Consider the following 20,754-nt stretch of genomic DNA (forward strand, 5'->3'; position numbering starts at 1 on the left):
GTGACGGATGAGACCCGGTGAATCGGAAGATTGTTTTCGGCGGGCTCGGTGGTCGCCGAACGAGCAATACCATGATGAATCGGAAATCGTTGAACCATTGCCGGAGTTTCGCGCCGTGTTTTTTCGGGGCAGGGTGCCGGCCGGCAAACCATGGCCCGCTGCCGCGCGCATCGGCAGCGGTGGGAGACCCGGGTCCGCAAGGGCCCGGGTTCTTCCGTCTCCAGAGGTCAGGCCCGCAAGCGCCGCTCGGCCGTGACCACGAGCGCGACGCCGATGATGATCACCGCGCCACCGAGCAGGATCTGCCAGGTGATGTGCTCGTCGAGGATCAACCAGCCGAGCAGTACGGCGACCGCCGGGTTCACGTACGCGTAGGTGCCGATCAACGAGATGGGCGCGTTCGCGAGCAGGTACGAGTAGGCGGAGTATGCGAGCAGCGAGCCGAACACGATCAGATAGCCGAGCGCCAGCCAGCCGGATCCATCGATCCGGTCGAGGTGCACCCGGCCGGGCTCGCCGCGGACCACGCCGATCAGCACCATCGCCGTACCGCCGAAGACCATCTCGTAGAGCGCGGTCACCAGCGGATCGCGCGGCAGGCCGAGACGCGGCGCGAACCGCGAGCCGGTGGCCCAGCAGATCGTTCCGACCACCAGGACCGCGACGGACAGCGGTTTCGCGCTCGTGTTGCCACCTGACAACGCAAGCAGTGCCGCACCGCCGAATCCGATCAGTACGCCGAGCCACGTCAGACCGCGTGGACGCTCGCCGCCACCGACGCGCAACAGCATCAGCCAGAGCGGGATCGCGGCCACCAGCAGCGCCGCCAGACCGGACGGCACAGTCTGCTCCGCGATCGCGACCGCACCGTTGCCGAAGGCAAGTAACAGGATGCCGACCGTGGCCGCGCCGAGCGCCTCCCGGCGGGTGATCTTCAGCCGCCGCCAACCCGATTTGAGGCTGAGCGCCGCGGCCAGCAGCAGCGCCGCGGTGAGGAACCGGGTCGCCATCCCGAGCATCGGCGGGATCTCCGCGTCCACGACCACCCGGATGCCGAGATAGGTCGAACCCCAGACGACGTACACGACCGCGAGCGCGGTCCAGATCATCGCGCTCGAGGCCGGCCGGGCGCCGGCGTCGGGCAGCGCGGCCGGGGCAGAAGCGGCCATCCGGAGCCTCCTCGGCTGTCAGGGGTGTCATGCAAAGACGATGCTTACGCTAAGCGGGCAGGCGTCGCCGCGCAAGCCGGTTTCCAGTCAGCAATCCGCTGTTTCCCGCCAGTCCATCAGCCCGGGCAATCTGCGCCGTACTGCCGATGGTGAGGAGAGTTGGATGCGGATCGCCGGTGTCACGCTTGCTGCGATGGTCGTCACGCTGGGTGTCCAGCCGGCGTACGCCAGTGGGCTCACGGAGGTGATCGCGGTCGCCGAGACCGCGCCGAACTGGGACGACGAGGCCGGCGGCAACGCCAACGCCGACGACCCGGCCATCTGGATCGACGCCAAGCACCCCGAGCGCAGCGTCGTTCTCGGGACGCTGAAGAACGGCGGGCTGACCGTGTTCGACCTCGCCGGCAAGGAGGTCCAGCACATCGCGACCCCGCCTCCGCCGGCGCCGGGTCAGGAGCCCGGGCGGTTCAACAACGTCGACCTGGTCGGCGACCTCGCGGTCGTCACCGACCGCGGCCGCGACCAACTCAGGACGTACGCCGTCAAGGCCGGGCGACTCACCGACGCGACCACCGCCAAGCCGCCGCTCGTGTTCAGCAAGGACACTGACGAGGTCCAGGACCAGCACACGGTGTACGGTCTGGCCGCCACTGAGCTCCACGGACAGCCGGTCGTCGCCGTGACGCGGCGCAGCGAGACCCGGGTCGGCTTCTTCCGGCTTGTCCCCGACGGCCACGGCAAGATCACTTACCGTCCGATCGGCCAGGTCGACCTGCCGAGCAGCTTCCGGCTGAGCGACGGCAGCACCTGGTCGCCGTGCGAGGAGCCCGGCGACTGTCCGCAGCTCGAGGGCATGGTCTTCGACCGCACCACCAACGACCTGTACGCCGCCCAGGAGGACGTCGGCGTCTGGCGCATCCCGCAGCACGGCAAGCCCGAGCTGGTGGAGAAGGTCCGCGAGTACGGCCAGCCGGCGGCGTACGACGAGGAGACCGAGGAATGCGCGCCGACCGGGCCGGTCAGCCGGGACGCCGGGAAGTACCTCAGCGCGGACGCCGAAGGTCTGACGATCGCCTACGAGCACGGCAAGCGGATCCTGTACGCGTCCAGCCAGGGTGACTCGACGTTCGCGTCGTACCGGATGGACGGGCGGCGGCTGGTCTACCGCGCCGGCTTCCAGGTGGTCGACGGTGCGGCGGCGGACGGCGTACAGCACAGTGACGGTGCGGCCGTGACGACGCAGCCGCTCGGGCCGCGGTTCCCGCACGGTCTGTTCGCTGTGCATGACGGCGAGAACACGCCTGGTGACGGCGACCGCGAGGGCACCAACTTCAAGCTGGTCCGGCTCGAGAAGCTGCCCTGATCGCAATGCAGTTGTGACACATGTCGCCAGGGCTGCAGATTTCTGTAATATGAGCGTCGCGATATGACCAGTGGGTGGACTGGTGTCTCGTGCCAGGACCGGTTTCGGTACCGGCGTACCCGCGAGCGTCCAGACAGTTAGCGGATCAGGCAACCCGCTGGGTACGGTGTCCCGCAAGTAATACAGCCAGTCAGGCCGGTGAGGAGGTCTACTGGTAGTAGTGCCAGTGCATCAACCCTGGATCCACGCGGTCCTGCCTGCGAAGCCTCACCCGGCTGAAGGGGCCGGTCCGCGCAACGTTGCGGTCGCGGCGATCCCGCGCTCGAACCCGAGGAGTGCATGTGAGTGAGTCGGTGCCGGGGATTACCCCGGAAGTGTTCGCGCCCGTCGAGGCGCCGGTCAGTCCGCCCCAGGCCTCCGAGGAGGTCGAGTTCGTCCAGCTGCTGACGCCCGAAGGTGAGCGTGTCGAGCACCCGGACTACTCGTTCGACCTCGACGACGAGGCGATCAAGGGCTTCTACCGGGACATGACCCTGGTCCGCCGGATCGACACCGAGGCCACCGCGCTGCAGCGGCAGGGTGAGCTCGGTCTCTGGGCGTCGCTGCTCGGCCAGGAGGCCGCGCAGATCGGCTCCGGCCGCGCCCTGAACTCCAAGGACATGGTCTTCCCGACCTACCGCGAGCACGGCGTCGCCTGGTGTCAGGGCGTCGACCCGCTGCGGCTGCTCGGTCTGTTCCGCGGCGTCGACCAGGGTGCCTGGGACCCGCGCGAGAACAACTTCCACCTGTACACGATCGTGATCGGCGCGCAGACGCTGCACGCGACCGGGTACGCGATGGGCCAGCAGCGCGACCACGCCATCGGCGACGCCGAGAACGGCGAGGCGACGATCGCGTACTTCGGCGACGGCGCCAGCAGCCAGGGCGACGTGAACGAGGCGTTCATCTGGGCCTCGGTCTTCAACGCGCCGGTCGTGTTCTTCTGCCAGAACAACCAGTGGGCCATCTCCGAGCCGATCGACCGGCAGACCCGCATCCCGCTGTACCAGCGCGCGGCCGGCTTCGGCTTCCCCGGCGTCCGCGTCGACGGCAACGACGTACTCGCGACGTACGCCGTCTCCCAGCAGGCGCTGAAGCGGGCCCGGGAGGGCAGCGGCCCGACCCTGATCGAGGCCTACACCTACCGGATGGGTGCGCACACCACCTCCGACGACCCGACGAAGTACCGGCTCAGCGAGGACCTCGAGCACTGGAAGCTGAAGGACCCGATCGAGCGGGTCCGCGCGTACCTGACCCGCACCGCCGGGGTCGACCACGACTTCTTCGACCAGATCGACGCCGAGGCGGACGACGTCGCCGCCACGCTGCGGGCCGGCTGCCTGTCGATGCCGGAACCGGAGCTCACCGACTTCTTCGACACCGTGTACGTCGAGCAGACGCCGCAACTGGTCGAGCAGAAGGCACAGTTCGCCGCGTACGCCGCTTCGTTCGAAGGCGAGGTTCGGTGATGACGAAGATCACTCTCGGCAAGGGCATCAACGCCGGTCTGCGGGCCGCGATGGAGGCCGACCCCAAGGTCGTCGTGATGGGCGAGGACATCGGCAAGCTCGGCGGGGTCTTCCGGGTCACCGAGGGCCTGCAGAAGGACTTCGGCGAGGACCGGGTGATCGACACCCCGCTGGCCGAGTCCGGCATCATCGGGACCGCGGTCGGCCTGGCGCTGCGCGGCTACCGGCCGGTCTGTGAGATCCAGTTCGACGGGTTCGTCTTCCCGGCGTACGACCAGATCATCAACCAGGTCGCGAAGATGCACTTCCGGTCGCACGGCCGGATCCGGATGCCCGTCGTGATCCGGATCCCGTACGGCGGCGGCATCGGCGCGGTCGAGCACCATTCGGAGTCGCCCGAGACGCTGTTCGCGCACGTGCCCGGTCTCAAGGTGGTGTCCTGCGGCGACCCGGTCGACGCGTACTGGATGATCCAGCAGGCGATCGCCACCGACGACCCGGTGGTCTTCTTCGAGCCGAAGCGCCGCTACCACGAGAAGGCGGAGCTGGACGAGTCCGTGCCGCCGGCGCTGCCGCTGCACCAGGCGAAGGTCGTCCGCGAGGGCACCGACGCGACGCTGCTCTGCTACGGACCGATGGTGAAGACCTGCCTGCAGGCGGCCGAGGCCGCGGTCGAGGACGGCCGGCAGCTCGAGGTCGTCGACCTGCGCACCATCTCGCCGTTCGACCTGCCGACGATCTTCGCGTCGGTGAAGAAGACCCGGCGGGCGATCGTCGTGCACGAGGCGCCGTACACGCTCGGCCCGGGTTCGGAGATCGCGGCGCGGGTGACCGAGGAGTGCTTCTACCACCTGGAGGCGCCGGTACTGCGCGTCACCGGGTTCGACACCCCGTACCCGCCGTCGCGGATGGAAGAGGACTACCTGCCCGACCTGGACCGGGTGCTCGACGGCGTCGACCGGGTGATGGGGTACTGATGGGCATCCAGCACTTCCGCCTCCCCGACGTGGGTGAGGGTCTGGTCGAAGCCGAGATCGTCAGCTGGAAGGTCAAGCCGGGCGACACGGTCAAACTCAACGACACCGTCGTCGAGATCGAGACCGCGAAGTCCCTGGTAGAACTCCCGGTCCCCTTCGCCGGCACCATCGCCGAACTCCTGGTCCCCGAAGGCGAAACAGTCCCGGTCGGCACCCCCATCATCGCCGTCCAAACCGACGCGGCCGGTGACGAGACCGCGCCGGCCGACGGCGGCGCCGAGGACCTCGTTCCCACGGTCCCCGAGCCCGACAACGGCGGCCGCACCGCCGTCCTCGTCGGCTACGGCCCCCGAACCACAGAAGCCAAGCGCCGCCCCCGCAAGGGCAGTACTCCAGCACCTGTGGCCGCCGAGCCTGCGCCTGTTGTGCCTGCACCCGCACCCGAACCAGTTGTTGCCAAGAGCAATGAACCGGCAGGCTCTGTGCATGTGCTGGCCAAGCCTCCGGTGCGGAAACTGGCCAAGGATCTGGGGATTGATCTGGCCAGCGTGACTGCAACCGGGCCGGGCGGGATCATCACCCGGGCTGATGTTGAAGGGCATGTCACGGCGCCGGCGCCGGCTCCGGCTGTTGAGGTTGCGCCGGTGGTTAGTGGGCGTGGGGATACTCGGGTGGCGGTCAAGGGTGTGCAGAAGGTGATGGCGCAGGCGATGGTTGCCAGTGCTTTCACTGCGCCGCATGTGACCGAGTGGATCACCGTGGATGTCAGCGCCACCATGGAGTTGGTTGACCGGCTCAAGGGTGACAAGGCGTTCCGGGAGCTCAAGGTGTCGCCGTTGCTGATCGTCGCGAAGGCGGTCACCCTGGCAGCCCGTCGTACCCCGGTCATCAACGCGGCCTGGGACGAGCCGGCGCAGGAGATCGTCTACAAGGGCGCCGTCAACCTCGGCATCGCCGCGGCCACCCCGCGCGGCCTGATCGTGCCGAACATCAAGAACGCCGACGCGCTCACGCTCCCCGAGCTCTGCGCGGCCCTGAACGACCTGGTCGCCACCGCCCGCGAGGGCAAGACCCAACCGGCGGACCAGGCCGGCGGCTCGTTCACGATCACCAACGTCGGCGTCTTCGGCGTCGACGCGGGGACGCCGATCATCAACCCGGGCGAGGCCGCGATCCTCGCCGTCGGCGCGATCCGCAAGCAGCCGTGGGTGGTGGACGACGAGATCGTCCCGCGCTGGCTCACCACGCTGGCGCTGTCCTTCGACCACCGCCTGATCGACGGCGAGAAGGGCTCCACCTTCCTCGCCGACGTCGCCGGCATCCTCGAGGACCCCGCCCGCGCACTGATGTTCTGAGTACGCCGCAAGGCCCGGGTGGACAAACCGCCCGGGCCTTCGCACGTCACCGCAGCGTGAGCACCAACTTCCCGGTCACTCGGCCCGTCTCGCCGAGGCGGTGTGCGGCCGCAACCTCCTCCAGCGGGAACGTCCGCTCGACCCGCACCCGCAGCAGCCCGCGCTCGACCAGGTCGGTCAGCCCGAGCAGCCCGATCCGATCCGGCTCGACCAGCATCTCCGCAGTACGTACGCCGCGTGCCTCAGCGTCTCGCCCAAGTTCCTCCGGCACCCCACCGAGTACGGCGACCAGCAGCCCACCAGGACGCACGAACGCCAACCACCGCCGATCCGATTCGGTCCCAGCCAGCCCAACCACCAGGTCGAGCTCCCCAGGATCGGCCGCCGGATCGTGGTAGTCGAGCGGCTGATCCACCCCGATCGACCGCAAGAACTCATGCTTCCCCGCACTCGCAGTCCCGACCACCTCAGCCCCACGAGCCTTGGCGATCTGCACCGCCAGATGCCCGACCCCGCCAGCAGCAGCGTCAACCAGCACCCGCTGCCCAGCCTGTACGTCGCCCACCTCGACCAGACACTGCCACGCGGTCAACCCGGCCAGCGGCAACCCAGCCGCCTCCACGTGCGACATCCCCGCCGGCTTCCGCACGAACTGCCGCGACGGCGCCGTCACGTAATCGGCGTACGCCGCCGCCTCCCGCGGAAACCACGGCATCCCCAGCACCTCGTCCCCAACCGCAACCCCGCTCGCTCCCACGCCGAGCTCGACCACCACGCCCGACACGTCCCAGCCGAGCGTGTACGGCGGCTTCCCGAGATAGACCTCCTCCGCCCGCGTCACCCAGTCCACCGGGTTGACGCCCGCCGCATGCACCTCGACCAGCACCTCAGTCGGCCCCGGCACCGGCTTCTCGACCTCGGTCAGCTCGAGAACCTCTGGCCCACCGAACTTCCACTGCGTCACAGATCGCATGCCTACAGCGTCTCAAGACACAGGCGCAGGACGGGGACTGTCCTGGTGAGAGGGTGTAGCGGTGCTGGTGTTGATGGTGGTGCTCGGGGCCGCGGTGCTGCACGCGACCTGGAACGCGATGGCGCATGGTGCGCCGGACCGGGTCGCCGGGCTCGCACTGTTCGAGCTGGCCGCGGGGATCATCGGGCTGACCGCGGTGCTCGTGATGGGTCTGCCGCCGGATGGCACCTGGGGCTACATCATCGCGTCCGCCGTGCTGCACCTCGCGTACTTGGGTGGTCTGTTGGCCTCGTATCAGCTAGGTCAGTTCAGCCAGATGTACCCGCTGGCCCGCGGTACCTCGCCCTGGGTGGTGGCGGTCGTCTCGATCGTCGTACTGCATCAGGCGCTGGCGCTGGTCGAGCTGGCCGGAGTGCTGCTGATCTCGGCCGGACTGATCGCACTGGTGTTCATCGGACGGCCGGGGCGGCGGCAGGCACCGGCGCTGCTGGCGGCCTGCGGCACCGGGCTGACGATCGCGTCGTACACGGTGGTCGACGGGCTGGCGGTCCACAAGATGCCTGTGCTGACCTACATGGGCTGGGTGTTCATGCTGCAGGGCTTCCTGATGCCGCTGGTGGTGCTCGCCTGGCGCGGCCCGGGCGTGCTGAAACTGCCGCGCTCGGCGGTGCTGACCGGGCTCGCCGGTGGCGTGGTGTCGATGGTCGCCTACGGCTTGGTCCTGTGGGCCCAGACGCGCGGCACGCTCGCCGCCATCGCGGCTCTCCGCGAGACCAGCATCATCTTCGGCGCGATCATCGGTACGGTCTTCTTCGGCGAACGCTTCGGCCCGCGGCGGGCGATCGCCGCGGTGGTTGTCGTCGCCGGGATCGTCCTGATCAGCACGGCGTAGCTGAGTGGGGGTCCTGGGCGGAGGACCCCCACTCGGACCGGTTAGCGGTGTACTGCGTCGAGGGCGTCGGCGATGCCTTCACCGAAGAAGGCGTTGTTCGCCGTGGTCCCGGTGCAGCGCGCGTCGGGAGTGGTCGGGCAGGCGGTGTCGTCCGCCTCCTGGCGCAGCGCGCGCTCCAGGTCGCGCGGGCTCCACCACGGGTGCGTCGACTTCATCAGCGCGGCGACACCGGTGACGTGCGGCGACGCCATCGACGTACCGCTCATGTTTCCGTAGCCGCCACCCGGCAGGGTGGACAGGATCGCGCTGCCCGGGGCGGCGACGTCGATCTTGTTCAGGCCGAAGTTCGAGAAGCCGCTGCGCGCCCTGGCCTGGGTCGTGCTCGCCACAGTGATCACGCCGGGCAGCTCGGTCGGCATGTCCAGGCAGTTGTTGTTGATCTGCCGGGGGACCGGGGTCGAGTCGTTCGGGCTGGTGTTGTCGGTGGTCTTGTTGGCCAGGTCGTAGTTCGAGTTGCCGGCGGCCGCGACCGACAGCACTCCGCGATCCGTCGCCCAGGCGTACGCGCGCCGTACCGCTTCCTGGACCGCGCCCTGGTCGCCGTTGTCCTTGCACCAGAACTGGAACGGGTCGATGAAGTAGCTGTGGTTGGTGACGTCCATGTGGTGCTCGGCGGCCCAGACGATGCCGCAGATCGAGTACTCCGGGTAGATGAAGCCGTCGTCGTTCACCACCTTGACCGACGCGATCCGCACACCGGGCGCGACGCCGACGATGCCGACGCCGTTGCGGGCCGCGGCGACCGTCCCGGCCACGTGCGTGCCGTGTGAGCTGGTGGTCGGCCGCCAGCCACCCGCAGTGGTGTCCGGTACGCCGTTGTTCACACAGTTCACCGAGTCCCTGGCGTCGAAGTTCGGCGCCAGGTCCGGGTGGGTGTCGTCGACACCGCTGTCGTTGATGCCGACCAGCACGCCGCGGGAGCCGTCGGTGACCGCGTGGGCCTGGTCCGCCTTGATCTGGACCATGTCCCACTGATCGACCTCGCGCGGATCCGGCGCCGGCGCCGCCTCGGTCTCATCCGCCGACCCGAGCGCGGCGGCGGACTTCGCCGTACCGACTGGGCCTTCGCTGACCGCGGCGGTGCGGGTCGCGCCGACCGACTGGACCTCCCGGCCGTTCTGGCCCGCGCGCACGTCGGTGCGGAAGTCCGGGTTGGTCGACTGAGCGACGATCACCCCGAGCTGGCGGTACGACGTCACGACCGTCCCGCCGGCCGCCTGCACGGCGAGCTCGGCCTTGCGGACGTGACCGGGGGAGGCCTTGGTGTTGACCACGTAGTTCATCAGCGGCCCAGGCGCGGCCGTCGACGCTTGGTCGGACGGTACGGCGTGGGCGGTGGCGGCACCGAGTGTCGTCAGAGTGAGCGCAGTGGCAGCCAGACCGGCTGTCCAGCGGCGCGGACGGGAGCTTCGGGACACGCTGCCTCCTCGGAGCGGGGGCCTGGGTGAGGTCGGGCCAGGCTCGGTATCCCGTGACTCTAGAGCGGATTGCGAACCCGCGGAGTTCTTCATCCACAACGCAGGGGAAACCCTGCACTTGTCACTACCTACAGTCCATCTGTTCACACTCAGTTGCCCACATGCTGTGGATCGGCCTGTGGATAACTCGTGGACAAGCTGGGGAATACCGGGCGGCGGCGGTGGATTAGGTTGTGTGTAGGATAGATACAACAGAGATACCGGTCGTATGGGTGGGAGTTCAGTGACAAGCGGGGAGCCGGAGAACGGGCCGGCGAGGTCAGCGTTGCAGTTGGGCGAGGAGACCGCGGAGATCGCCCGAGTGGTGGTCGAGGCGGCGCCAGGGGTCGAGAAGATCCCGGCCGCTGAGCGTGTCTACGCCTACGTGAAGGCGGCAATCCTGGACCGGGTCTACCCGGGCGGCGAGCTGCTCACCGAAGGTGAGCTGGCCACCGCGGTCGGAGTGTCGCGGACGCCCGTGCGCGAGGCGCTGCTCCGGCTGGAGGAGTCCGGCCTGGTGAAGCTGTACCCGAAGAAGGGCGCCCTCGTTCAGCCGGTGCTGCCGCAGGAGATCGACGATGTCCTGGAGGCCCGCGAGCTGCTTGAGACGCACGCCGCCGCCAAGGTCTGGCCGCGGCGCAAGCAACTCGTCGAGACCCTGACCCAGCGCGTCGACGAGATGCGCGAACACCGCCGCAGCGGCGACGCGAAGAGCTTCCTGGAGGCGGACCGAGCCTTCCACGAGGCGATCGTCGGTGCCGCCGGCAACCAAATCCTCGCCAAGCTCTACAACAGCCTCCGGGACCGCCAGGTCCGGATGGGCGTGCCCGGCATCGAGATGCAGCCGGCCCGGATGGACAAGTCGATCACCGCGCACCAGGAGATGATCGACGCCCTCGGCGGGAACAGTGTGAAGCGGTTCCGCGAACTCGTCGTCGCCCACATCGACACCGCCTCGGCGGACCTGCGGAGTTCGCGTTGACCGAACTCCTCTTCCCCCTGGGCGGACGGCGCGCCTGGGCGGTGTGGACCACTGCTGTCCTCACCTACCTCGTGACCGTGCTGCACCGTGGTTCGATGAGCGTGGCCGGCCTGCAGGCCGCCGAGCGCTTCCACATCTCCGCCTCCGCGCTGGCCAGCTTCACCGTCGTCCAGCTGACCGTGTACGCCGCCATGCAGGTGCCCGTCGGCGTACTGCTCGACCGGTACGGCTCCAAGCGGCTGCTGATCACCGCGTCCGGACTGCTGTTCGTGGCGCAGACGGCGTTCAGTCTGGTCGACTCCTACCCGGCTGCGCTCGCGGCCCGCGCCGTACTGGGTGTGGGCGACGCACTGGTGTTCATCAGCGTGCTGCGGGTCGTCATGTCCTGGTTCCCCGCGTTGCGCCAGCCGGTGATGTCTCAGGCGACCGGAATGCTCGGTGGTCTCGGTGCGATCGTCTCGACCGTGCCGATGTCCGCGGCCTTCCATGCCTTCGGCTGGACCACCACGTTTGCCGCGGCCAGTGTGCTCAGCCTGGTGACCGGCGTACTCGTGCTGTTCCTGATCAAGGACACGCCGTACGACGAGCCGCTGCACCGGACCAAGCAGTCGGTCACCGAGGTGCGGAACAACCTGCGGCGGGCCTGGAAGGAGCCGGGCACACGGCTCGGGCTGTGGACCCACTTCACCACCAGCTTCTCCGGCAGCACCTTCGGACTGCTCTGGGGATTCCCGTTCCTGGTGACCGGTGAGGGGCTGGCGCCGACGACTGCCGCGGCGATGCTGGTCCTGCCGGTGCTAGCTGGTCTCTGCTACGGCCCACTGGTCGGACGCTACGCCGCTCGCTTCCCGTTCTACCGCTCGTGGATCGTGCTGGCCGTGATCGCGGGGTCGATGACGATGTGGACCGTCGTACTGCTCTGGCCGGGTCAGGCACCGCTGCCGGTGCTCCTGCTGCTGATCGTCGTCCAGGCGGCCGGTGGGCCCGGGTCGATGCTCGGACTGGACTACGCCCGTACGTTCAACCCGTCCACGCGGTTCGGGGCGGCGAACGGGATGGTCAACACTGGTGGGTTCATCGCCACGCTGCTGTGTATCGGCATGGTCGGCATCCTGCTCGACGCGTCGTCGGGCGGGGCGCCGCAGACCATCACCGATTTCAAGTGGGCGCTGGCCTTCCAGTACGTGCTGTGGGCGATCGGCACCCGGCAGATCCTCAGATACCGGCGGAAGGCCCGGGCCACGCTGGCCCGGTACAACCCCGAGATCTACGAGGCGCTGCGGGCCAACCAGGTCGTCCCACTGAAAGGCTAGGTCGTGTCTGCTGTCCCGCAGACACGACCTGCTGCCAGCGGCTGGCACGGGCTGAGACGGCCTGACAGCCGAGTGCCAGGCCGGTGCCAGGGCGGTGTCGCACGGTAGTCCCAGTGAAGTGATTCCACCGGGAGGAACCGATGACCACAACGAACCAGGTCGCCATCGAGGCTGTTGGCTTGGTCAAGAAATATGGCAGCACCACCGCCCTGGCCGGCGTCGACCTGAGTGTGCCGACCGGCACCGTGCTCGGGGTCCTCGGGCCGAACGGGGCCGGCAAGACCACGGCGGTCCGCATCCTCGGCACCCTGCTCCGCCCCGACTCCGGCCACGCCACCGTCGGCGGGTACGACGTCGTCCGCGAGGCCGGCCGGGTCCGCGAGATCATCGGGCTGACCGGACAGTACGCCTCGGTCGACGAGGACATGTCCGGCCGCCGGAACCTGATCATGATCGGGCGGCTGCTCGGCTACTCGCGGGAGCGGTCCCGCGCCAAGGCGGACCAGTTGCTGGAGCGGTTCGAGTTGACCGACGCCGGTGACCGGATCGCGAAGACGTACTCCGGCGGTATGCGCCGGCGCCTCGACCTGGCCGCCAGCCTGGTCGGCGACCCGAGCATCCTGTACCTGGACGAGCCCACCACCGGTCTCGACCCGCACGCCCGCAACGGCGTCTGGGAGACGATCCGCAACCTGGTGCTCGACGGGACCACGGTGCTGCTCACCACGCAGTACCTCGAGGAGGCCGACGCACTGGCCGACTCGATCATGGTGTTCGACAAGGGCCGGGTGGTCGCTTCCGGGCGGCCGGCCGAGCTGAAGGCCCAGGCCGGCAAGCAGTCGCTGGACGTCAGTCCGGCCGAGCCGGCCCACCTCGAGCGGGTCGCGGCGATCGTCGCCGAGTCGGTCGGCGTACGCCCGACCGTAGACGTGGTGAACACCCGGGTCAGCGCACCGGTCACCGACGGTTCGTCCATGCCGGTCGTGGTACGCCGCCTCGACGAGGAAGGCATCGCGGTCACCGAACTGGCGCTGCGGCTGCCCAGCCTGGACGAGGTCTTCCTCGCCCTGACCGGGCACACCGCCGAAGAGAAGAAGTACGACGCTGTCCTGGAAGGAGCGGGCCGATGAGCACCGCCGTTGTCGATGCCCCGGCCCACGCGGGCCGCCGTACCAATCCGTTCGCCTGGGTGCAGCAGAGTCTGACCCTGGCCTGGCGCAACATCGTCCGGATCCGGCAGAACCCGGAAGCCCTGGCGGACGTGACGTTCCAGCCGATCATCTTCCTGGTGCTGTTCCTGTTCGTCTTCGGCGGCGCGATCGCCCAGGGCGGGACCTGGCACGACTACCTGCCGTACCTCCTGCCCGGCTTGCTGGTGCAGACCGTCGTGTTCTCCACGATGGGCACCGGGGTGGCGCTGAACGACGACTTCGCCAAGGGAGTCTTCGACCGGTTCCGCAGTCTGCCGATCGCCCGGATCGCACCGTTGGTGGGTGCCGTGCTCGGTGACGCGGTGCGGTACTCGCTGTCGATCGTGATCCTGATGGGGACCGGTTTCGCGCTCGGGTTCCGGTTCGGGAACGGGGTCGGGAACGGCCTGCTGGCGCTGGTGATCGTGCTGCTCTTCGCGCTGTCGATGTGCTGGATCTGGGTCTGGCTCGGCCTGACCCTGAAGACCGCGCAGGGTGTCCAGGGCGTCGCCTTCCTGGTGATGTTCCCACTCACCTTCGGCAGCAACGTCTTCGTCCAGACCAGCACGCTGCCCGGCTTCCTGCAGGCCTTCGTGAACGTCAACCCGGTCAAGTACCTGGTCGACACCATGCGAGCCCTGATGCTGGGCGGCGACCTCCAGAAGCCGCTCCTCATCACCTTCGCCTGGATGATCGGCCTGGTAGCAGTCTTCGCCCCCCTAGCCATCCGCGCCTACCGCCGCCGCACCTAACCCAACCCACACCAAGGGGCCGAAGGAACCTCCTTCGGCCCCTTGGTCAGTTCAGAGGTGTTCGCCGAAGGCCAGGGGTTGGCGGGTGCAGAGGTAGGTTGCCCAGTGCAACTTTGTGGGGGTGCCGGTGGGGTCTCGGGTGATGCGGAGGAGTTCGCCCGCTTCGCGGCCGGAGACGGTGCGGTAGGTGTCTTCGGAGATGCGGGCGAAGACGGCGGGCTTGAGGTGTGCGGGGGCGCCGAGGCCGGCCGCCTCGAGGATGCCGGACTTGACCGAGAAGATGAACGGGCGGCCCTCGGAGAACCACGTGCCGAGGACACCTTCGAGCTCGGGCGGTACGGCGGTGCCCGGCATCCACGGGTCGTCGGGCAGCGGGTCGTCCTCGAGGACCTTGATCACCAGGTCGGTGGCCAGCGCGCTCGGGGCCGGTGACGATGTGGAGTTGAACAGCGCGATCCCGGCCGTGCCGGACGGGCGGTGAACGAACGTCGACGTGATGTGACCCGGCATACCGCCGTCGTGACCAACGAACACCCGGTCGCCCAGCCGCAGCAGCATGAACCCGAGCCCGAAAGCGAGCTGCCACCGCTCCATGTCAGCCATCAGCTGCACCTGGCACATCTCATCCACGGTGTCCTTCGACAGCACCTCGTCGACAGGATCGGCAACAAACATGGCCCACTTGGCCAGGTCCTCCGCCGTACTCGCCAACCCACCACACGCGTTCAGCGCACCGAGATCGAGTAGCTTCTCCTGCACCGGTACGTCGCTGTACGGCGGCACGTAGTACCCGGTCGCCGCCGGTCCGCCGTCCATGCCGACCGTCGTACGGCGCATCTCCAGCGGGTCCAGGATCCGGGCCTTGATCGCGTCGTACCAGGGCCGGCCGTCGATCCGGGCGACGATCTCTCCGAGCATCGAGAAGACCAGGTTCGAGTAGTGCACCCGGTGGTGCGGCTTGCCGACCCGCTCGGCCTCGTTCCAGCCCGACACCAGCTCCTCGCGGTCCGGAAACTTCATCAGGTCCCAGACGTCGCCGACCGGCTCGCGCTGCATGCCGCTGGCGTGGCTGAGCATCTGCCGCACGGTGATGCCCTCGTGCTTGCTCTCCGGGATCAGCTTCTCGACCGTGTCGTCCAGGCTGAGCTTGCCCTCGTCGCGCAGCGCCATGATCGCGACCGCTGTCAGCGTCTTGCTCTGCGACGCGATCAGGAACTGCGAGTCCGCCGTCGGCGGCACCCCGGGCGAACCCAGGTCGGCCGATCCGGCCCCCTGCGACCAGGCCAGCGATCCGGCCCGGGCCACGGCCCCGACGACGCCGGGCACCCGCCCCTTGGTCTGCCGTTCGGAAACGATTCGAGTGAGAGCGGTCTGCGTACCCGCGGAGATGTCGGTCACGACTGCCGACACTATGCGAAGGACGTGACAAAAGGCAGGGGGATTTGGACGGCCTCATGTGCGAGGCTGGAGGCGTGCGCATAGCGGTGCTTGGGCCTCTCGCGATGTGGGCGGCCGACGGGACTCCGCTGGACGTCCGCGGGGTCCGGCTGCGCGGATTGCTCGCCCGGCTCGCGCTGAGCGCCGGCCGCCCGGTGAGTGTCGAGACGCTGGTCGACGGCCTGTGGGGCAGTGAGGCCCCCAGCGCGAACGCCCTGCAGTCGCTCGTCTCCCGCCTGCGCGCCGGCCTGCCCGCGACCGAGTCGAGCGTCTCGGTCCAGTCCGGCCCGGCCGGCTACACACTGACCATGGGCGCGGACTGCGTCGACGCCCTCCAGTTCGAGGACCTGGTACGCCGGGGACGCGGGCTGATCGGCTCCGATCCGGAGAAGGCCCACGCACTGCTCACCCAGGCGGAGAAGCTGTGGCGCGGGGACGCACTCACCGACCTCCGCGACCTGCCGTTCGCCTCGGTCGAGGCCGACCGCCTGAACGAGCTCCGACTCGCCGCGGCCGAGGATCTCGCCGAGGCCGCCGTCCGCTGCGGTCACGCCCGCGACCGCATCACCGAGCTCGAACGCCTCGCCGTCGCCCACCCGCTCCGCGAGCGCGTCCACGAACTGCTCATCCGAGCCCTGTACGCCGATGGCCGGCAAGCTGAGGCGTTGGCGGGGTACGAACGAGTCCGGGCAACCCTCGCGGACGAGCTCGGTGCGGACCCGGGCACCCGCCTGCGCGAGCTACACGTCGCCGTACTGCGCGGGGACTCGGTGGACCCGGTGGCGACCGACGGTGTCGTGCCGGCGCCGACCGCTCCGGCACCACACAGCAACCTGCGTGCACCGATGACCAGCTTCGTCGGCCGCCGCGAGGACGTGGCCGAGCTGGAGCGACTGCTGAACAACGGGACGCGTCTGGTGACCATGGTCGGTCCTGGTGGCGCTGGGAAGACCAGACTGGCGACAGAGACCGGGCGGTCCCTGGTTGCGCAGAGCGGCGACGGCATCTGGTTCGTCGAACTAGCGCCACTCGGTGACGCCGCCGAGGTCGCGCCCGCAGTCCTGTCCGCGCTCGGTGCGACCGAGTACATCGACACTCCGCAGAGCGCTCTGGGGACGCCAAGACGGCTCCCGGCGTCGCGCGCCGCGACCGAGCGGCTGGTCGACGTCATCGCGGACCGCCGCGTCCTGCTAGTCCTGGACAACTGCGAGCACCTCGTGCAGGAGGTCGCTGCCCTGGTCGACTCGTTGCTCGCGGCCTGCCCACGACTCCGTGTGCTGACGACCAGCCGTGAGCCGCTGAGCATCCCCGGCGAGCTCCTGCATCCGGTCGGCCCGCTGGGGCTGCCGCCCGAGGACGCGGTCGACGACGAGTACCCGGCGATCCAGCTGTTCGTGGACCGGGCCCGCGCCGTACGTCCGGACTTCGCTCTGATCGACGCGAACCGGAGAGCGGTCGCAGAGATCTGCCGCCGGCTGGACGGCATGCCACTCGCGATCGAGCTCGCGGCGGCACGGCTGCGGGCGCTCACGCCGGAGCTGATCGTGGAGCGGCTGGCCGACCGGTTCCGGCTGCTGACCAGCGGCTCGCGGACCGCACTGCCCAGGCACCAGACGTTGCGTGCGGTCGTGGAGTGGAGCTGGGAGTTACTCGATCCCGACGAGCAGGCGGTGGCCCGACGGCTGTCCTTGTTCTCCGGCGGCGCGACCCTGGAGGCCGCCGAGCAGGTCTGCAGCGACCACAACCTGCCACCCGACGCGATCCTCGGCGTACTGGCGTCTCTTGTCGACAAATCGCTCGTGGAAGCGGCAGCCGGGGAGCGCTCGGTGCGATACCGGATGCTCGAGACCGTCCGGGCGTACGGCGCCGAGCAGCTCGAGCTGGCCGGTGAGCGCGAACGCTTCCGGCACGCACACACGATCTACTTCAGCCGGCTGCTGCGGCAGGCCAAGCCGAAGCTGCGGACCGGCGAGCAGATCCAGTGGATCGCCCGCGTGACCGCGGAGAACGAGAACCTGCTCGACGCGCTCCGCAACGCCATCGACACCGGCTCGGCGCGCGTCGCGGTTCAGCTCGTCTCGGTGCTGGGCGAGTACTGGAACATGAGCGGCCGTCCGTCCGAAGCGGTCGGCTGGATGGAGGCGGCTCTCGCCGTACCGGGACCGACCGCGCCGCACGACCGGGCGATGGCCCTGATGCTGTACTCGATCGGCACGCTGTCCATGAGCGAGGACCCGGGCACGGACTTCCACCGGGCGATCCGCGGGCTGGCCGAGGTGCGATGGCTGAGCCGGCGTCATGCGCACGTCGCAGAGTCCGGCGTCGGGATGTTCACGAACGCGGTCTGGGCGATGCTTCGCCGGGACAAGGCCGGGACGTTCCGTGAGCTGGAGGCAGCCCGCGAGCACGACGACCCCTGGACCCGGAACCTGGCCATGATGATGACGGCGATGTTCCGCGAGAACGACGGCGACGTCGACCAGATGGCGGCCGACCTGACCGTTGCGCTGGACGGCTTCCGTCAGCTCGGCGATCGCTGGGGTACGTCGATGGCCCTGCGCGGACTGTCCAGCTTCCAGGGCAGCCGCGGTGACCACGAGGCCGCGCTCGAGTCGGTGGAGGAGGCCCTCAGCCTGATCAGTGAGCTGGGCACAACGGAGGGAGTGTCCCAGCTGCTCGGTCAGAGTGCGGCGGAGCGGGTCGAGCTCGGCGACGTCGATGGCGCGCGTGCGGATCTGGCCAGAGCGATGCAGCTGGCCGAGGAGACCGGGTCACGCAGCGGCCAAGGGATGGCGTACCTCGGGTTGTCGCGTATCGCCTACCGGACCGGCCGGTTGGACGAGGCCAAGGAGCTGGGCGAGCGGGCGTACTCGATGCTCAACCTCGAGATGGAGCGGATGGCGCCGCAGGGCCAGGCGATGATGCTGGCGAACCTCAGCCGGGTGCATGTCGCGCGCAACGAGCTCGACGAGGCCCGCCGCTACGGCAAGCAGGCGATCGAGCTCGGTCTGTCCGCCGACGACATGCCGGTGGCGTCGATCATCGTCGAGGTCCTCGCGGACGTGGAGGAGCTGGCCGGCGAGCCCGAGCTCGCAGCCCGGACGCTGGGTATGGCGACGGCGATGCGCGGTCTGCGGTCGGTCGCCGACGCCGACGTCCGGGCCGCCTTCGAACGGCTGCAAGAGGCCCTGGGCAACGATGCGTTCGACGCCGCGTACGACGCCGGCGCGTCGCTGCCCCGGGACCAGGTAGTGCTCGAACTGCGGAAGCGGGTCAGCTCGTCATGAGCTGAACGGCCAGCTCACGCAGCGACTGCTGCACCGTCTCCTCGGGCGGTCGCGGGTCGGTCAGCATCCAGTCGTAGACCACTGTGTTCACCGCGCCGAAGAAGGCCAGCCCGAGGAACCGGAAGTCCTTGGGCTTGATCTCGCCGCGGCCGACCGCGGTCTCACCGAGGTCCCTCACACTGCCGATCAGCAACTCCCGGAAGGCGATCCGCTGCTCCTCGACGGCCGGACTGGTACCGACCACTTCGACGAACGAGATCCGGGCCTGACGCAGGTCGGCCATGATCGTGTGCAGGTAGCTGTCGACGGCCGCGGTGATCCGCTCGCCGACCGGCCGGTCGGCGGTCCGGCGCAACGCGTCGCCGGTGGTCCGCACTGCCAGCTCGATCACCTGCGCGTGCACTGCGAGCAGGACGGCTTCCTTGTTCTGAAACTCGTGGTAGAAGTGCCGGGTGGAGACTTTCGCCTGTGTACACAGGCGTTCCACCGATGTCGCGGGATAGCCTTCGGTCCCGAACAACTCCAGCGCCGCGGCGAGCAGTCGCTCCCGGCGCGCAGCCTTCCACTCCTCGACGGACCGCCCGGAATAACGGCGTACGGAGGGTTCCCTCATCGCACCTCTTGTCGCTACCCCGTGCCAGATGCCGGACATCTTATCCACCACTCGGCGCCGCTGTAACTGGGTTACCGAGGTGGGCGGTGATCCGGTGAAGACCACCCACCCCGGGTCTCCGGATCAGTTCAGCTTCTCGTAGCCGGTAGTGCCGTCCAGCAGTTCCCGGATGATGTCCAGGTGCCCGAGGTGACGGGCGGTCTCCTCGATCATGTGGCCCAGGATGTACCGCGACGATGCGTGCCCGGAGTCACGGACCACAGCCCGTTCGACGTCACCCAGGTCGAAGCCCGCGATGATCTCGTTCGACCGGGCGCACTCGGCGTCGTACTCGTCGAGCAGTCGGGCGAGCGGTACGCCGTCGACGAACATCTCGGCGTCGGGATGTCCGCCCTCCTTCCACGGGGTCTGCCCCTCGTCCGGCGTACCGAGGAGGTTCTCGGTGAACCACGAGTACTCGACCCAACGCAGGTGCGCGACCAGTCCCGCAACCGTGGTGAGTGGCGAGGTGGGCAGCAAGCTGCGATGCGCATCGGCCTCGCTCAGGCCCTCGCACTTCACTCGCACCAGCGAACGCAGATGATCGAGCCAGCCGGTCAGCTGGGTCCGTTCGTCCGCTGTCAGTGGCGGCCTCATGCCGCGTCCTCGTTCGGACTGGTGTAGCCGGTGGTGCCGTCGAGGAGTTCCCGGATGATGTCGAGGTGGCCGACGTGGCGCGCGGTCTCCTCGATCATGTGGCAGAGGATGTAGCGCAACGACGCGGCCTCACCCTTCGCGGCGTACGGGCCTTGTTCGAGCGCATCCAGCGAGTGCGCCGCGATGGTCTCGTTGGAGCGCGCGCACTCGGCGTCGTACTCGTCCAGCAACTGGGCGATCGGTACGTCGTCGACGAACATCTCGGCGTCGGGGTGACCACCTTCTGTCCACGGGGTCTGGCCGGTGTTGGCGACGCCGGCCAGGTTGAGCTGGAACCACGAGTACTCGTTCCAGCGCAGATGGGCGACCAGGCCGGCCATCGTCATCAGCGGCGACGTCGGCAGAAACTTGCGGTGGGCATCTTCTTCACCGAGCCCCTGGCACTTCATCCGGACGAAGGAACGTTGCAGGTCGAGCCATCCGGTCAACTGGCCGCGCTCGTCGGCGGTCAGCGGCGGACGCTGTACTTCGGTCATTGAAAGCTCCTGTACTGATGTGGAGCCACCCGGTCTCAGCCGCGGGTACGGCGGACGGGCAGCACGACGGTCGAACTCGACATCGCGCTCACCTCCTCTCCGCCAGCAGCACCGTACACCCCCACTTTGTGCACCCACCAACCGGATTTCCGGTCCTTGGCCTCAACCGGTTGTTGCACATGATCTTTGTGTGGTGACTGGAGGTAGTGATGCCGGGTAGGCGGTTGGACGTGCGGGAGCGTCAGGTGATTGAG

17 protein-coding genes are annotated in these 20,754 nt (G+C 68.8%); 10 read left to right on the plus strand and 7 right to left on the minus strand.

All coding sequences use genetic code 11. The features are described from left to right. Nucleotides 1-227 precede the first annotated feature (227 nt). Complete coding sequence (locus E0H73_RS38470) at nucleotides 228-1,169, minus strand: EamA family transporter (protein WP_131364997.1); 942 nt, start codon at nucleotides 1,167-1,169, stop codon at nucleotides 228-230. 163 nt (nucleotides 1,170-1,332) lie between these two features. On the opposite strand from E0H73_RS38470, the gene E0H73_RS38475 reads away from it, so the two are divergent. The 4 genes from E0H73_RS38475 to E0H73_RS38490 all read left to right on the plus strand — a co-directional run bounded on the left by E0H73_RS38475 (nucleotide 1,333) and on the right by E0H73_RS38490 (nucleotide 6,372). Beyond that, on the plus strand, nucleotides 1,333-2,532 hold the full coding sequence (locus E0H73_RS38475; RefSeq protein WP_131364999.1) for a phytase: 1,200 nt from the start codon (nucleotides 1,333-1,335) through the stop codon (nucleotides 2,530-2,532). A 341-nt stretch (nucleotides 2,533-2,873) separates the two neighbouring features. Further along, nucleotides 2,874-4,040: a pyruvate dehydrogenase (acetyl-transferring) E1 component subunit alpha gene (gene pdhA / locus E0H73_RS38480; protein ID WP_131365001.1), complete on the plus strand. Its 1,167-nt coding sequence runs from the start codon at nucleotides 2,874-2,876 to the stop codon at nucleotides 4,038-4,040. Next, the gene (locus E0H73_RS38485) at nucleotides 4,040-5,017 is read left to right on the plus strand and encodes an alpha-ketoacid dehydrogenase subunit beta (RefSeq protein WP_131365003.1); all 978 of its coding nucleotides are present in this window, start codon (nucleotides 4,040-4,042) and stop codon (nucleotides 5,015-5,017) included. The genes pdhA and E0H73_RS38485 overlap by 1 nt, the downstream gene beginning before the upstream one ends. Next, entirely contained in the window at nucleotides 5,017-6,372 is a 1,356-nt protein-coding gene (locus tag E0H73_RS38490; protein WP_202867767.1) for a dihydrolipoamide acetyltransferase family protein, read from the plus strand. The genes E0H73_RS38485 and E0H73_RS38490 overlap by 1 nt, the downstream gene beginning before the upstream one ends. Nucleotides 6,373-6,418: 46 nt before the next feature. Here the strand turns inward: E0H73_RS38490 and E0H73_RS38495 are convergent, their stop codons facing one another. Next, on the minus strand, nucleotides 6,419-7,345 hold the full coding sequence (locus tag E0H73_RS38495) for an NADP-dependent oxidoreductase (protein ID WP_131365005.1): 927 nt from the start codon (nucleotides 7,343-7,345) through the stop codon (nucleotides 6,419-6,421). A 61-nt stretch (nucleotides 7,346-7,406) separates the two neighbouring features. Between E0H73_RS38495 and E0H73_RS38500 the strand changes: the two genes are divergently transcribed. Beyond that, on the plus strand, nucleotides 7,407-8,237 hold the full coding sequence (locus E0H73_RS38500; protein WP_202867768.1) for a DMT family transporter: 831 nt from the start codon (nucleotides 7,407-7,409) through the stop codon (nucleotides 8,235-8,237). A gap of 41 nt (nucleotides 8,238-8,278) precedes the next feature. Here E0H73_RS38500 and E0H73_RS38505 read toward each other — a convergent pair whose 3' ends face one another. Further along, entirely contained in the window at nucleotides 8,279-9,715 is a 1,437-nt protein-coding gene (locus E0H73_RS38505) for a S8 family peptidase (protein ID WP_131365007.1), read from the minus strand. A gap of 283 nt (nucleotides 9,716-9,998) precedes the next feature. Between E0H73_RS38505 and E0H73_RS38510 the strand changes: the two genes are divergently transcribed. The 4 genes from E0H73_RS38510 (at nucleotide 9,999) to E0H73_RS38525 (ending at nucleotide 13,991) form a co-directional block, all read left to right on the plus strand. Next, nucleotides 9,999-10,736, plus strand: coding sequence for a GntR family transcriptional regulator (locus tag E0H73_RS38510; RefSeq protein ID WP_238164555.1), 738 nt, complete (start codon nucleotides 9,999-10,001; stop codon nucleotides 10,734-10,736). After that, the gene (locus E0H73_RS38515) at nucleotides 10,733-12,049 is read left to right on the plus strand and encodes an MFS transporter (RefSeq protein ID WP_131365011.1); all 1,317 of its coding nucleotides are present in this window, start codon (nucleotides 10,733-10,735) and stop codon (nucleotides 12,047-12,049) included. The genes E0H73_RS38510 and E0H73_RS38515 overlap by 4 nt, the downstream gene beginning before the upstream one ends. 140 nt (nucleotides 12,050-12,189) lie before the next feature. Then, entirely contained in the window at nucleotides 12,190-13,179 is a 990-nt protein-coding gene (locus tag E0H73_RS38520) for an ATP-binding cassette domain-containing protein (RefSeq protein WP_131365013.1), read from the plus strand. Further along, entirely contained in the window at nucleotides 13,176-13,991 is an 816-nt protein-coding gene (locus E0H73_RS38525) for an ABC transporter permease (RefSeq protein ID WP_131365015.1), read from the plus strand. The genes E0H73_RS38520 and E0H73_RS38525 overlap by 4 nt, the downstream gene beginning before the upstream one ends. A gap of 51 nt (nucleotides 13,992-14,042) precedes the next feature. Here the strand turns inward: E0H73_RS38525 and E0H73_RS38530 are convergent, their stop codons facing one another. Continuing rightward, nucleotides 14,043-15,389, minus strand: coding sequence for a serine hydrolase domain-containing protein (locus E0H73_RS38530; RefSeq protein WP_131365017.1), 1,347 nt, complete (start codon nucleotides 15,387-15,389; stop codon nucleotides 14,043-14,045). A 74-nt stretch (nucleotides 15,390-15,463) separates the two neighbouring features. Between E0H73_RS38530 and E0H73_RS38535 the strand changes: the two genes are divergently transcribed. Further along, nucleotides 15,464-18,715, plus strand: a complete 3,252-nt coding sequence (locus E0H73_RS38535; protein ID WP_165555977.1) for an ATP-binding protein — start codon at nucleotides 15,464-15,466, stop codon at nucleotides 18,713-18,715. On the opposite strand, the gene E0H73_RS38540 is transcribed toward E0H73_RS38535, so the two are convergent. The 3 genes from E0H73_RS38540 to E0H73_RS38550 form a co-directional block, all read right to left on the minus strand. Beyond that, nucleotides 18,702-19,328 (minus strand): TetR/AcrR family transcriptional regulator, encoded by a 627-nt coding sequence (locus E0H73_RS38540; RefSeq protein WP_131365021.1) that lies wholly within the window; start codon nucleotides 19,326-19,328, stop codon nucleotides 18,702-18,704. The genes E0H73_RS38535 and E0H73_RS38540 overlap by 14 nt on opposite strands. A gap of 123 nt (nucleotides 19,329-19,451) precedes the next feature. Next, nucleotides 19,452-19,964, minus strand: coding sequence for a DinB family protein (locus E0H73_RS38545; RefSeq protein WP_131365023.1), 513 nt, complete (start codon nucleotides 19,962-19,964; stop codon nucleotides 19,452-19,454). After that, complete coding sequence (locus tag E0H73_RS38550; RefSeq protein ID WP_131365025.1) at nucleotides 19,961-20,500, minus strand: DinB family protein; 540 nt, start codon at nucleotides 20,498-20,500, stop codon at nucleotides 19,961-19,963. Before E0H73_RS38550 ends, E0H73_RS38545 begins: the two co-directional genes overlap by 4 nt. Nucleotides 20,501-20,754: the final 254 nt, after the last annotated feature.

Origin of the sequence: Kribbella pittospori, assembly GCF_004331465.1 — a bacterium.
Classification (GTDB): domain Bacteria; phylum Actinomycetota; class Actinomycetes; order Propionibacteriales; family Kribbellaceae; genus Kribbella; species Kribbella pittospori.

Excerpts from the sequence above, each read along its gene's own strand:
- E0H73_RS38470 (WP_131364997.1), bottom strand. The coding sequence starts at position 1,169 with ATGGCCGCTTCTGCCCCGGCCGCGCTGCCCGACGCCGGCGCCCGGCCG.
- E0H73_RS38475 (WP_131364999.1), top strand. The coding sequence starts at position 1,333 with ATGCGGATCGCCGGTGTCACGCTTGCTGCGATGGTCGTCACGCTGGGT.
- E0H73_RS38485 (WP_131365003.1), top strand. The coding sequence starts at position 4,040 with ATGACGAAGATCACTCTCGGCAAGGGCATCAACGCCGGTCTGCGGGCC.
- E0H73_RS38490 (WP_202867767.1), top strand. The coding sequence starts at position 5,017 with ATGGGCATCCAGCACTTCCGCCTCCCCGACGTGGGTGAGGGTCTGGTC.
- E0H73_RS38495 (WP_131365005.1), bottom strand. The coding sequence starts at position 7,345 with ATGCGATCTGTGACGCAGTGGAAGTTCGGTGGGCCAGAGGTTCTCGAG.
- E0H73_RS38520 (WP_131365013.1), top strand. The coding sequence starts at position 12,190 with ATGACCACAACGAACCAGGTCGCCATCGAGGCTGTTGGCTTGGTCAAG.
- E0H73_RS38525 (WP_131365015.1), top strand. The coding sequence starts at position 13,176 with ATGAGCACCGCCGTTGTCGATGCCCCGGCCCACGCGGGCCGCCGTACC.
- E0H73_RS38540 (WP_131365021.1), bottom strand. The coding sequence starts at position 19,328 with ATGAGGGAACCCTCCGTACGCCGTTATTCCGGGCGGTCCGTCGAGGAG.
- E0H73_RS38545 (WP_131365023.1), bottom strand. The coding sequence starts at position 19,964 with ATGAGGCCGCCACTGACAGCGGACGAACGGACCCAGCTGACCGGCTGG.
- E0H73_RS38550 (WP_131365025.1), bottom strand. The coding sequence starts at position 20,500 with ATGACCGAAGTACAGCGTCCGCCGCTGACCGCCGACGAGCGCGGCCAG.